Raw genomic sequence first — 12,919 nt, 5'->3', positions numbered from 1 at the left:
GGGGGCAAAGCCCCTCGAAGAACAACGGTTTTTCTGCATATGCGGAAGCATCACCCCCCTCTGTCAGCTATCGCTGACATCTCCCCCGCAAGGCTTTACGGACGCACGAGGGACAAAGAGAATGGTATGTGAAGCACTCAGGCTTTGATCATGCAACCATCTTGAGAAGCAGGTATAGCGCCTAACATCTCACAAGATGTTTCACGTATCTTATAATGTATTTCAGTTAGTTACGCAGAAAAAAGCTCGGTCACCTTGACAAAGGGCTGTCGCCGCTCCGAATGATATCGAACCTTTTTCCGTATCACTTCACCAATGTCGAGTCGCCGATTCAGCGTATGGTAGATATCGGTTCCGTCCATCATAATTAGGCGTCGTGCAGTAAAAGCATCAAAACTCTGACCCGAGAAACCTCCATAGGAGACATAGAGTCCTCGGGTCCAGTCCGGACGCTCAAGAAGCTTGCCTTGAAAACTATGCAGTAGTCCGGCATCAACAGGGCGAGTATGCCATTTCGCTTCAACAAGATAAGTACTTCCATCATGCTGAAACGAGCCATCAATCTGCTCACCTACTGTACGAAAAGAAGCATTCGCGTCCAAACCCCACACATCACACCAGCGCTTCAAAAAACGTTCGAAGGCATAGCCCCTATGCTGAGGAACCTCATCCATCGTGGTGATTGCTAGAAACTCCTGCTCCAGTGCTGATAGTATGCCGTCCGGAGGCACCTTTGAGTCTGGCGTTTGTGTTTGAGCGAAGTTTGGATCCGGCGGTAGCTCTTTTCCCCCAAGCTTGGCTAATAGGCCGTTTAGTCGCTGCCGTGCATTGCTCACCGTCTCGACCTCACCACGGTCGAGCATGATAGTTTCTCTATACTCCCATAGGGCAGTGAGAGCCCGATGCACCTCAGGATTTGGGGCAATTTCAAGGAAAGCACGAAAGCGCTTCCCCATAGAGTTTCCATTTATCGCGTACCTGTCGTGATAGATATCAATGCTGAGATCTCGACGAAAAAAATCTGCAAACCGTGCCTTGGAGTTAAGGTCCAGCACGTACCCGCTGTACATCCCGAAGATGTTGTTAATCAGCGCCATATCAGTAATTGTTAACTGCGCCATCGTATCGATCGTCCGATTCTTACTGTCTGGTAATCTGGCGCTATTCTGAGTTTGTGTGCAAATCGCAAATTACTAAATCACCGCCTGTCGCAGTTTAGTTTGGTACTTGTACAATTCCATATTTCGAGTATTCTCGAATAATGGAAAAACAAAATTCCCTCACGGCCTTTGCAGCCCTCGGTCAGGAAACCCGCCTCGACGTCTTTCGCCTGCTGGTGAAGGCCGGACAGGAAGGCATGGCCGCGGGCGCCATTTCAGATGCGCTGGATGTGAGAGCCAATACCCTGTCGACCCATCTGAGTGTCCTGTCCCGGTCCGGCCTTGTGCACGCCCGCCGGGATGGGCGCTCAATCGTCTATCAGGCGGATATGGCCGCCATTCAAAGCCTTATCACCTATCTGCTGAATGATTGCTGCGGCGGCAAGCCGGAGCTTTGCGCGCCGCTTTTCTCGATGCTTCAGGGCAACGCCGGTTCGCCCTGCTGCGGCTGATCCCTATCAGCCCTTGTGCCTTCAGGCCTCAGGAGACACCCCAGTGACCACGCAGAACACCTCCCCTCTTGGCGTTTTCGAGCGCTATCTCTCCCTGTGGGTTGGGCTGTGCATCGCCGCAGGCGTTGCCCTCGGCCTGCTCATGCCGGGCACGTTCCAGGTCATCGCCGGACTTGAATATGCCAGCGTCAATCTGGTCGTCGCCGTGTTCATCTGGGTGATGATCTACCCGATGATGGTCAACGTGGATTTCGCCTCGCTGAAGGATGTGGGCAAGAAGCCGAAGGGCCTCTGCATCACCCTGGTGGTGAACTGGCTGATCAAGCCCTTCACCATGGCAGCGCTCGGCATCCTGTTCTTCGAGCATCTGTTTGCCGGTCTGGTCGACCCTGCAAGCGCCAAGGAATATATCGCGGGCATGATCCTGCTCGGCGTCGCGCCCTGCACGGCCATGGTCTTCGTCTGGAGCCAGCTTGTGCGCGGGGATGCGAACTACACCCTGGTGCAAGTGTCCATCAACGACATCATCATGGTCTTCGCCTTCGCCCCGATCACCGCCCTTCTGCTGGGTGTGACCGATATCATCGTGCCCTGGGCCACCCTGGTTCTGTCAGTGATCCTCTATGTGGTGATCCCGCTTGCTGCCGGTTATGTCACGCGCCGGATGCTGGACAGGAGCGGCAATCATGAAGGCATTGCCGAGTTCACCGGCCGGATCAAACCCTTCTCGATCATGGGTCTTCTGGCCACGGTCGTGCTGCTCTTCGGCTTTCAGGCAGAAACGATCATTGCCGACCCGCTGCTGATCGCGCTGATCGCCGCCCCTTTGATCATCCAGAGCTACGGCATCTTTGCGATTGCCTATCTGTGGGGAAAGGTCTGGGGCGTCCCGTTCAACACGGCAGCTCCCGCAGCCCTGATCGGCACGTCCAACTTCTTTGAGCTGGCGGTGGCCGTTGCCATCAGCCTCTTCGGCCTGAACTCCGGCGCTGCGCTGGCAACGGTCGTCGGCGTTCTGGTGGAAGTGCCGGTGATGCTGTCGCTTGTGGCCTTCGCCAACCGCACCCGGCACTGGTTCAAAGCGTAGGCAGGTCTGATCAGACCCACTCCACCTCGGCAATAAGCCTGACGGCCTGACGGCGGAAATGCTGCATCAGGCCTTCGGCCTTGACCGTCGCCTCGCGCTCCTGGCCAGCCTCGATGGCCATCATCAGCTCAAGATGCCCCCGTGCCGACGCCTCGAGATCCGTATCGCCGAGATAGCGGAACCAATAGCGGCGGCTGAGGGTTTGCAGCGGAGCGACGGCCTTTGCCGCAAAAGGGTTGCAGGCAGCCTTGGCAACGATCTCGTCGAATTCCTTGTCCAGCCGCAGGAAGGCAATGACATCGCCATCGCCCGCGGCATCCCGCATCTTGCCTGCGCAGTCCTGTAGCTCCCTGCGCTCCTCTTTGCTGGCCAGCCGGGCAGCGGAACCTGCGAGAAGCACCTCCAGAGCATGCCGGGCCTCCATCACCCGGGTAAAGTCGCCCGGGTTGATATCGGCAATGACCATCCCGAGCCGCGGGCGGATTGTCAGAAGCCCCTCCCAGCTCAACCTTTGGATAGCTTCCCGGATCGGAGTCCGGCCCATGCCAAGTTCCGCCGTCAGCCGCGCCTCGGTGATCGCTTCACCGGGCTTCAGTTTCAGGGTGACAATGTCCTCCTCCAGACGGCGGTACGCGATCTGGGCGAGACTTTCCTCATCGGCCATGTGCAACTCCCTGACACTAAGGTGGCAAAATTACCCGCAGGCCTTTCATTTGATATATCAGTCGTTGACAAAAAGATAAACCAATCGCACTCTTCCGCGCTGAAACCATCAGAATGCGGTCCCGGCCGCTTCTTTCAGGAAGGATTTGGACCCGCCTCGTTTCGTAATGGCTGACCGGCCAGACGGAGAGCTCCAGGTCCCAAGCGACATGACCCAGCCGAACGTCACGATCCTCGGAGCCGGCATTATCGGCCTGGCCACTGCGTCTGTCCTTGTCAGCAGGGGCTGTTCTGTCACAATCATCGACAAGGAAGGACCGGCGGCAGGCGCCAGCCAGGGCAATGCGGGCGGCATCGCCTGGACGGATGTTGCCCCCCTTGCCTCGCCCGGCGTCTGGAAAGACGCCATCGGCTGGCTGATGGATCCGCTTGGGCCTCTGACCGTCCGGCCAGCCTATGCGCTCCGAATTCTGCCCTGGATGCTCCGCTTCGTCGCGGCTTCAAGCCCTGCCAAGGTCAAAGCAAGCACCCAGGCAATCGCAGCCCTCAACGCATCCGCGCTGCCAGCTTGGGAACGGGTCTGGACCCTGACCGGCACCCACAACCAGGTCCGCCGCAACGGCTGTCTCGAAGTCTTCGACAATGTTTCCAAGTTCGAGCGCAACAAGGCAGGCTGGGAAGAACAGAAAGCCCACGGCATCAAGATCGATCTCCTGTCCTCCGGCGAACTCTTGGAACTGGAGCCGGACCTCAGCCCGTCCGTGGTTGGCGGCGCCTTCGTTCCCGGCTGGGCGCAGATGGACGACCCGAAAAAGCTCTGCCTCTCCATCGCCGGATGGCTGGAGGCTCAGGGCGTCACCTTCGACCGGCGGACGCTCGCACAGGTCAGCCCGGAAGGCGAAGGAGCCCGCCTGACTTTCGCGGATGGCAGTGCGCAGAGTTGCCAAAAACTCGTCATCGCTTGCGGCGCCTGGTCCAAACCCTTTGCGGCCCAGCTTGGCGACAAGGTACCGCTCGATACGGAGCGCGGTTACAACATCACCATTCCGGAACCCGGCATCTCGCTGAAGCATTTCATGATGCTGCCGGGGCACGGATTTGCTGTGTCCCAGCTGGAAACAGGCTTGCGGCTCGGCGGTGCCGTGGAATTCGGCGGCCTCGACCTTGACCCGAACTGGAAGCGCGTGGACGCCATGATCTCCCGCGCCAGAACGATCTTCCCCAAGCTGGATGCAAGCCAGGGCAAGCGCTGGATGGGTTTCCGCCCATCCATGCCCGACAGTCTGCCGGTGATCGACCGCTCCTCCGCCTCGCCATCCATTCTCTATGGCTTCGGCCATGCCCATCACGGACTGACTCAGGCAGCAACGACCGCCGAAGCCCTGGCAGCCCTCATTTTCAACGAGACCCCCAAGCTCGACCTCTCCCCCTTCAGCGCCAGCCGTTTCTGACGCGGCAGCACAGCGGAGTTCTCCATGGCACGTCACACGTTCTTCTGCATCGATGGCCATACCTGCGGCAATCCGGTCCGCCTGGTGGCAGGCGGAGGGCCCCGCATTCAAGCCTCTTCCATGTTCGAACGCCGTCAGAAATTCCTGGAGGATTTCGACTGGATCCGCACCGGACTGATGTTCGAGCCGCGCGGACACGACATGATGTCCGGCTCCATCCTCTACCCGCCTTCAAGCGGCGACTATGACGTCGGCGTTCTCTATATCGAGACCTCCGGCTGCCTGCCGATGTGCGGTCACGGGACGATCGGCACCGTCACCATGGCGATCGAGGAAGGGCTGCTCGAGCCAAAGACACCAGGCCTTGCGCGGTTGGAAACGCCGGCGGGTCTCGTCCTCGCCGAATACACCATGGATGGCGAATACGTATCCTCGGTCAAACTTACGAACGTGCCGTCTTTCCTGGCAGCGGAAGGGTTGGAAATCGACTGCCCGGATTTAGGCCGTCTGACCTTCGATGTGGCTTATGGCGGCAACTTCTACGCCATCATCGAACCGCAGAAGAACTTCGCCGGCGTCGGCTCGGTTCCGGTGGATCAGCTGGTGCAGATCAGCCCCAAACTCCGCACTGCCCTGAACGAGGCTTACGAGATGGTTCACCCGGTCAATCCGGGCATCAAGGGCATTACGCACATTCAGTGGACCGGGCCAGCAGCAGCAAAAGGCGCGGACGCGCGCAACGCCGTCTTCTATGGCGACAAGGCCATTGACCGCAGCCCCTGCGGCACCGGAACCTCCGCCCGCATGGCCCAGCTCTTCGGCAAGGGCAAACTCAAGGTGGGCGACAGCTTCGTCCACGAGAGCGTCATCGGCTCACTGTTTACCGGCGGGGTCAAGAAAGAGGTTCTGGTCGGCTCGAAGCGGGGCATCATTCCGACCATCGAAGGCTGGGCGGTGAAGACCGGCACCAGCACGATCACTCTGGATGAACGCGATCCCTATATGACGGGCTTTTCGGTGACAGGAACGGGGGTAAAACGCTACCCCCGGCCCTGATCAGGAGGTTAGGCTTACATCCGCAACTGGTAGGTTTCAGGAACATAGCGGAAGGCATCGCCCGCAGCCTCGACATAGCCTACCGCCGGGAACGGCATGTGGTATCCGGCAAAGGCGATCTTGTCGCTGGAGAGCATGCCCAGCACCTTGCGGCGGGTCGCAGCAGCTGCCTCTTTGTCCATATCGAACCGCACTTCCCAGTCCGGGTGGGCAAGAGACCAAACGTAATGATTGGCTGTGTCTGCTGTCAGAACAAGCTGCTTGCCGTCGCTTTCAATCATGTAGATCATGTGGCCTGGTGTATGGCCGCCTGCAGCCATTGCGGTAATGCCTGACACAACTGAGCCGCCATCTTCCACAAACGTCATCTTATCGGCCAGCGGGACGATGTTCTGCGCCACCAGTTTCGCCGCACCGTTTGCGGCGGGATCCATCTTCGACCAGAAGTCATATTCCTTCGCGCCGGTTACATAGCGTGCGTTGGCAAAGGCCGGCTTCCCGCCTTCCATCACGCCGCCGATATGATCGGGATGCATGTGGGTCAGAACCACCACATTCACCTCATCCGGAGAATATCCGGCGCTTTCCAGCGCAGCACGCATATTGCCCCGGTCCGGGCGAGCACCCTCTCCCAGTCCGGTGTCGAACAGCACAAGCTCCTTGCCGGTGTTGACGAGAGTCGGCGTGAAGAAATTGGTGAAGCTATCGGTGGGCAGGAAGCTCGCAGCCGACACTTCGGCGAACTCATCAGCAGGAACATTCATTCCAAAGGTCTTCTGCGGCTCAGCAGAGGAAGCCGTGCCATCGAGCAGCGTCGTGACCTCGAAACCACCAATCGAATAGCGGGCGAAGGGCAGACGGGCGGCAGCTTGTCCAGTGCCGGCATTCCCGGCAGCGGCGAGCACTGGCGCAGCGGTGGCAAAGGCAGCCACCCCACCTGCTCCCAAAAGCGCCGCGCGGCGCGAAATTGTCAGATTGAGTCCAGTCATCTCTGTCTCCCATGTCGGCGTAGTCAGTGCACATACGACAGGGGCATGTGGATCGGATCAAAGAGATAAAAAGAGGGGGATGAACGAAAAGTGAAGGGTGGACGTGTCACGTTTCCGCGAGCAGCGCCAAGCCCCTGCCTACAAAGACAAACGGCGGCTTGAAGCCGCCGTTTGCGTCACTCCGATCTGACTCACTCAGCGCGGGACCGCACCGCCAACGGCAAATCGGGGCGTTGCCTGGGCGGTCTTGACGGCTTCCTTGCGCTGGAACAGGCCACGCTTGCCCGGCACGGGACGGAAGGCATCGCTCAAACCGACAACCGTTTCGGCAGCTCCCAGGACAAGGTAGCCATCTTCCGGGATCATCTTCGCAAGACGGTCCAGAACCATGGTCTTGGTCTGCTGGTCAAAATAGATCAGAACGTTCCGGCAGAAGAGAATGTCGAATTCGCCAAGATGCGAGAAGTTCTCCAGCAGGTTCAGCTTGCGCCACTCGATCATTGCCCGCAGCTCCGGGCTGATCTGCCACATGTCGCCTTTCTGATCGAAATACTTCAGCAGCATTTGAATCGGCAGGCCGCGCTGAACCTCGAACTGGCTGTAGAGGCCAGCCTTGGCTTTCTCAAGCACCTCCATCGAGAGGTCGGTCCCGAGGATCCGGGTGCGCCACCCAGCCATCTTGGCTCCCGCTTCCTTGATGCAGATTGCCAAGGAATAGGGTTCCTGTCCCGACGAGGCCGCAGCACACCAGATCTTGAGGCTCTTGGTGCGCGCACGCGACTGCAGCAGAGCAGGCAGCATGGTGTCGTTGAAATGCTCAAACGGCGTCTTGTCGCGGAAGAAGAACGACTCGTTGGTCGTCATGGCTTCGACCACGTCTTCGGCCAGCTTGCTGCTTCCACCACGCTGCAGAAGCCGGATCAGAGGCCCGAGGCCATCCAGTTTCTGAGCCTTTGCCAGCGGCAGCAGACGGCTTTCCACCAGATACTGCTTGTCGTTGGAAAGCACCAGACCGGAGCGTTCCTTGAGGAACTTTTGGAGAAATTCAAACTCTGCGGGGGTCATCGCGCATTCCCCTTCAGGACACGGACGACTTTCGGTCCGATTTCAGACAAGGGAAGCACATCACTGCACATCCCCGTGTTTGCGGCAGCGCCCGGCATGCCCCAGACAACGCTGGAAGCTTCGTCCTGGGTTAAAATGCTGCCACCACCGGCGGCAATCGTCTTGACCCCGTTCGCCCCATCATGACCCATGCCGGTCAGAATGACGCCAAGAGTTGCCGACCCGTAGATCTTGGCAACGCTGTCGAACAACGGGTCGACGGCCGGCTTGCAGAAGTTGACTGGAGGGTCGTCCGTCAGCCGGATTTTGACCGCACCGCCATCCTTCTCAAGAATCATATGCTTGCCGCCGGGCGCGACGTAGATATGACCCGGCTGCAGCACCTCGCCATCGGCACCTTCCTTGGAGGGCCGCAAGGCTGCCTTGCCAACATGTTCAGCCAGAATAGCCGTGAACGTCGGCGGCATATGCTGGGTAATAACCACCGGGATATCGTGCATGGCGGTGCCAACATCCCTCATCACCTGCTGAAGAGCCTGCGGCCCCCCAGTGGACGATCCAATCGCCAGAATACGCGGACGCACGGCGGAATAAGGACGCAGTTTGAATGTTGCACGGGGAGCTGCCGGAGCGGCGCCTCGCAAGGGAGCTGCCGCCGTAGCGAGCCGTCCTACGGGAGCCTGCGAAGCAGTACGTCCAGCATTGGTCTCTGCCCGCATGGTCCGCACAGGACCGCGCATACGCCGCGCACGGGCACCCAGCACCTTCACCTTTTCAATCAGTTCCCTGCGGAAATCGACGGAAGTGGTCACTTCCGAGGTGGATTCAGGTTTGGGAACATAGTCGGCAGCGCCGAGAGACAGAGCTTTCAAGCTGATCTCGGCGTTCCGCCGGGTCAGCGTCGAAGCCATGATCACCACGAGGTCCCGCTTCTTGGCAAGCATGAGCGGGAGCGCGGTCATTCCATCCATCTCGGGCATCTCGATGTCGAGGACAACGACATCGGGATTGCTCTTTTCGATATCATCTACCGCAAGTTTGCCGTTCCTGTGGGAGCCGACAACCTTCAGGCCGGGGTCAGTGTCCAGCCAGCGTGTCAAGAGACCACGGATGACGACGGCGTCATCCACGACCATGACTTTGATGGGATCAGTTCCGGGGTTTGCCCCGCTTGTGATATTTTGTTGTGCAAACGGCATCGATGGGATCCAGTCGTGGTATTTAGATCAAGCCAACTTCCTGGAACTTTGCTTCCACGATTTCCCTGTCGAACGGCTTCATAATGTACTCGTTTGCACCTGCCCTGATAGCACGGGCGATGTGTGCAACGTCGTTTTCCGTGGTGCAGAAGACAACGATCGGCTTCTCGCCGCCCTCTTCACTGCGCAGGCTCGTGAGAAACTCCAGCCCATCCATGACCGGCATGTTCCAGTCAAGCAGGATCGCATCCGGCATTGCCTTGCGGCAGGCATCCAGGGCCTGCTGACCGTCTTCAGCTTCCGTAATCTCGAAGTTCATGTCTTCCAGAATACGCCGGGCAACCTTCCGAATGACACTGGAGTCATCGACAACGAGGCACTGTTTCATTTTCATTATCTCCCTAGGTTCCAGCTGCCATCTCAAGCCGCTGCCATCGGCTCCGTAAACATGGATCCCAGCAAACGCGCCACATCTAGAATGACCATCAGCCGGCCATCGAGACGGTGAACACCAGCCGAGATTTCCGCCCAACGCTTGTCCAGGTTGGTCGGGTTCGGCTCGGCGCTCTTGGCCTGCAAGGTCAGAACCTCGCCAACAGTATCGATCACGAGACCATAGCTCTCGTGCTTGTATTCGATACCGACAGCCATCATCGTGCCTTCCGTCCGCGGCGGCAGGTGAAGGCGGCGGCGCATGTCGATCGCGGTCACGATACGGCCACGCAGGTTCAGAACGCCTGCAACTTCAGGCGCGGAAAGCGGAACACGGGTTACACTTTCCGGAACGAACACGTCATGAACCTGGGAGATTGGGAGACCAAAAAGCTGGCCTCCGATCACAACGGTGACATACTGGATCATGTCACCGCCAGCAGCGACATTGGTTTCGAGCACAGTCATGCTGCAACTCCCATCTCACCAGAGAACACATCCTTGAGGGCGGCAATCAGGCCCGGACGGTCAAACTTAGCAACATAGTCGTCGAACCCTGCCTGACGGCCGCGTTCGATCGACGCCGGTGTGACCATGGCCGAGAGAGCCAGGATCGGAATGTTCCGGAACCGGGGGTCGCGGCGCATCGCTTCGCAGAATTCGAAGCCGTTGATTTCCGGCATCTCGATATCGCTGACGATGGCGTGGAACTTGACGCCGTTTTCCAGAAGATCGAGGGCTTCCTGCGGACCGACACAGGTGGTCACATCATAACCTGCGGCCTTGAGGACCGGGGTCAGCATGTTGCGGAAGAATGCGGAGTCATCGACAAACAGAACCTTCTTGGTGAGGGCCTGAATGTCCATTTCCTTGCGCATGAACCAGTCTTCAAAGGCCTGCGGCAGGTAGTAGCCGAGGTCGATGATTTCGGTTGCCCGTTCCTTGATGACCGCCGATCCGAGGATACCCGGACGTTCGGAGCCAACCTCGATGTTGAGACGCTCTTCGACGATGTCAACGATCTCGTCGACCACCAGTCCCATGGACCGGCCGCTGTCGGAGAAGACGAGCATCGGCTGGGTGCCTTCAAGCTTATGCTGATCTCCGTCGTTGACGTAGACGAGCGGCATGAGCGCACCACGGTACTGAACCAGATCCCGGCCGTTGGAGCGTTCGATCTTGGAGACCTCGAACTCTTCGAGACGGGTAACCAGCGACAGTGGAACGGCCTTCGGCTCCGGCGCGCCGGCGCGGAACAGCAACATAGAGATTGCTGCCTGGCTTGTCTGGGTCCGGCGCTGCAGGTCTTCGGCTTCTTCTTCCGACTGTTCTGCGACTGTACTGGACGCATGGCTTGCCATCGCACTGGCGACCCCGTTCGGATCGATGATCATGATCACCGAGCCGTCACCGAGAATGGTGTTGCCCGAGAACATGGTCAGGTTCCGCAGCATCGTAGACATCGGCTTGACCACGATTTCCTCGGTGTGGAAGACGCCGTCAACCACAAGACCAAAGGTCTGGCTGCCAACCTGCATCACCACGATGAAGCCGTTGTCCTCATCGATCGCCTTATCCGCATTTTCACCGGCATAGATACCGAGAAGCTGAGACAGGTGCAGCAAGGGAAGCAGCTTGTTGCGCAGACGCAGGACTGGAGTGTCCTTAATCCGCTCAATCCGGTGCTCGGAGTTGTTCTGAACACGAACCAATTCGACCACAGACAGCTGCGGAATTGCAAACCGGTCTCCGCTTGCCTCGACGATCAGTGTCGAGACGATGGCAAGGGTCAGCGGGATCTTGATGATGAAGCTGGTACCCTTGCCCGGCACCGACCGCAAGTCCACGGTGCCGCCGATCACCTCGATGTTGTTGCGAACCACATCCATGCCGACACCGCGGCCGGACACGCTGGTCACCTGAGCGGCCGTAGAGAAGCCGGCTGCAAAAATGAACTTGTGGATCTGGGCGTCGGACATCTTGTCGACTTCGGCTTCGGTCGCGATGCCGCGTTCGATAACCTTGGCCTTGATCTTGTCGACGTCGAGACCCTTACCATCATCACGAACTTCGATGATGATGTGACCGCCTTCATGATAGGCCGCCAGCGTAATGGTGCCCTTTTCCGGCTTGCCGGCGTCGCGGCGGTCCGACGGCATCTCCAGACCATGGTCAGCAGAGTTGCGGACCATGTGGGTCAGCGGGTCCTTGATCATTTCAAGAACCTGACGGTCCAGCTCTGTCTCTGCGCCGATCATTTCAAGTTCGATCGGCTTTTCGAGTTCCTGGCTGAGATCGCGGACGATACGCGGCAGCTTCTGCCATGCGTTGCCAATCGGCTGCATGCGCGTTGCCATCACGCCTTCCTGCAGTTCGGCCGTCACATTGGACAGGCGCTGCAGCGGAACCTTGAATTCGCTGTCTTCATGACGGCGGACGATCTCAAGGAGCTGGTTTCTGGTCAGAACCAGTTCCGACACCATAGTCATCAGGTGTTCAAGCGTATCAACAGACACACGGATCGACTGATTGGAGACCGACGAGCCGGACTTCTTTTCAACAGCTTCGGCTTTGTCGTCATCCGCTTCAACAGTGCGGGACGGTTTTGCGGGCTTGGCAGGCTTTGCCGGAGCTTCTGCTTTCACAGGAGCCGGGGCAGGTGCCGGCTCTTCGACCGGTTCCGGCGCAACTTCAGCGACGTCCACTTCGACTTCTGTCTCGCGGAAAGCACGCTCGAGCTCGTCAAGCGAAACTTCACCAGGGCGAAGCGGGCGCTCAAGGCTTTGTTCAAGGATGTTCAGTGCCGGTTCGGGCTCTGCAACAGGCTCGACAACCGGAGTTGCCGCTGCACTGGTCGACATCCGCTCCAGTTCGGCAATCAGATCACTGTCATCTCCGGCAGGCTCCTCGCCCTCCGCAGCTTCCAGATCTGCAAGAATATCCTTGATACGATCAATCGAGCTCAGGATGAGAGACACGGCGTCTGGCGTAACAGGCGTCCCCTCACGGAACTTGCCCATCAGGGTTTCAGCGGCATGGGCGATCGCCTCAAGCCGGGGAAGCCCCAAAAAGCCGCATGTGCCCTTGATCGTGTGAACAAGGCGAAAAATATTGTCAAGGATCGTTGCGTTGTTGGGTTCTTGCTCGAATTTAACAAGCTCAACGTCCACAACATCGAGACTCTCGTTGGTCTCGGTAATGAATTCCCTGAGAAGGTCGTCCATGGCCTGCTCTCACCCGACTGTTACACTGGTTCCGCGCCTCCAGGGAGACGTCTGGACCGGGATGTCCATGGAGAGAGGTTGAGCCCAAACAGTTAAGATACGCTGAAACGAAAGAAGACTTTCGCCTCAAGCGTACAACCG

Annotated in this window: 12 protein-coding genes; 4 read left to right on the top strand and 8 right to left on the bottom strand. The window is 58.5% G+C overall.

The annotated features are described in order from the left end of the window. Positions 1–230: 230 nt before the first annotated feature. Positions 231–1,121: a restriction endonuclease gene (locus tag IG616_RS19635; RefSeq protein ID WP_192150055.1), complete on the bottom strand. Its 891-nt coding sequence runs from the start codon at positions 1,119–1,121 to the stop codon at positions 231–233. Positions 1,122–1,261: 140 nt separating this feature from the next. Here IG616_RS19635 and IG616_RS19630 point away from each other — a divergent pair, with 140 nt between their 5' ends. Beyond that, positions 1,262–1,612 carry an ArsR/SmtB family transcription factor gene (locus tag IG616_RS19630; protein WP_192150053.1) on the top strand — a complete coding sequence of 117 codons (351 nt, stop codon included), beginning with the start codon at positions 1,262–1,264 and terminating at the stop codon, positions 1,610–1,612. A 43-nt stretch (positions 1,613–1,655) separates the two neighbouring features. Next, positions 1,656–2,699, top strand: a complete 1,044-nt coding sequence (gene arsB / locus IG616_RS19625; RefSeq protein ID WP_343072403.1) for an ACR3 family arsenite efflux transporter — start codon at positions 1,656–1,658, stop codon at positions 2,697–2,699. Between the two features lie 10 nt (positions 2,700–2,709). Here the strand turns inward: arsB and IG616_RS19620 are convergent, their stop codons facing one another. Continuing rightward, positions 2,710–3,363, bottom strand: a complete 654-nt coding sequence (locus IG616_RS19620; RefSeq protein WP_192150050.1) for a GntR family transcriptional regulator — start codon at positions 3,361–3,363, stop codon at positions 2,710–2,712. A 208-nt stretch (positions 3,364–3,571) separates the two neighbouring features. On the opposite strand from IG616_RS19620, the gene IG616_RS19615 reads away from it, so the two are divergent. After that, a complete protein-coding gene (locus tag IG616_RS19615) occupies positions 3,572–4,813 on the top strand; it encodes an NAD(P)/FAD-dependent oxidoreductase (RefSeq protein WP_192150048.1) in 1,242 nt (413 codons plus the stop codon). A gap of 24 nt (positions 4,814–4,837) precedes the next feature. Beyond that, positions 4,838–5,869 carry a 4-hydroxyproline epimerase gene (locus IG616_RS19610; protein WP_192150046.1) on the top strand — a complete coding sequence of 344 codons (1,032 nt, stop codon included), beginning with the start codon at positions 4,838–4,840 and terminating at the stop codon, positions 5,867–5,869. A 14-nt stretch (positions 5,870–5,883) separates the two neighbouring features. On the opposite strand, the gene IG616_RS19605 is transcribed toward IG616_RS19610, so the two are convergent. From IG616_RS19605 to IG616_RS19580, 6 genes are all read right to left on the bottom strand, one after another. Further along, a complete protein-coding gene (locus IG616_RS19605) occupies positions 5,884–6,858 on the bottom strand; it encodes an MBL fold metallo-hydrolase (protein WP_192150044.1) in 975 nt (324 codons plus the stop codon). 195 nt (positions 6,859–7,053) lie between these two features. Beyond that, positions 7,054–7,923 (bottom strand): CheR family methyltransferase, encoded by an 870-nt coding sequence (locus IG616_RS19600; protein WP_192150042.1) that lies wholly within the window; start codon positions 7,921–7,923, stop codon positions 7,054–7,056. Continuing rightward, positions 7,920–9,122, bottom strand: a complete 1,203-nt coding sequence (locus IG616_RS19595) for a protein-glutamate methylesterase/protein-glutamine glutaminase (RefSeq protein ID WP_192150040.1) — start codon at positions 9,120–9,122, stop codon at positions 7,920–7,922. The genes IG616_RS19600 and IG616_RS19595 overlap by 4 nt, the downstream gene beginning before the upstream one ends. Positions 9,123–9,144: 22 nt before the next feature. Next, positions 9,145–9,510: a response regulator gene (locus IG616_RS19590; protein ID WP_192150038.1), complete on the bottom strand. Its 366-nt coding sequence runs from the start codon at positions 9,508–9,510 to the stop codon at positions 9,145–9,147. Positions 9,511–9,542: 32 nt separating this feature from the next. Then, a complete protein-coding gene (locus tag IG616_RS19585; protein WP_192150036.1) occupies positions 9,543–10,022 on the bottom strand; it encodes a chemotaxis protein CheW in 480 nt (159 codons plus the stop codon). Then, positions 10,019–12,778 carry a hybrid sensor histidine kinase/response regulator gene (locus IG616_RS19580; protein ID WP_192150034.1) on the bottom strand — a complete coding sequence of 920 codons (2,760 nt, stop codon included), beginning with the start codon at positions 12,776–12,778 and terminating at the stop codon, positions 10,019–10,021. Before IG616_RS19580 ends, IG616_RS19585 begins: the two co-directional genes overlap by 4 nt. Positions 12,779–12,919: the final 141 nt, after the last annotated feature.

It is taken from the genome of Roseibium litorale (assembly GCF_014842915.1).
In the GTDB taxonomy this organism is placed as follows: Bacteria; Pseudomonadota; Alphaproteobacteria; order Rhizobiales; family Stappiaceae; genus Roseibium; species Roseibium litorale.
The sequence above is the reverse complement of the archived record's forward strand: the minus strand, read 5'-3'. Positions and strand labels throughout refer to the sequence as shown.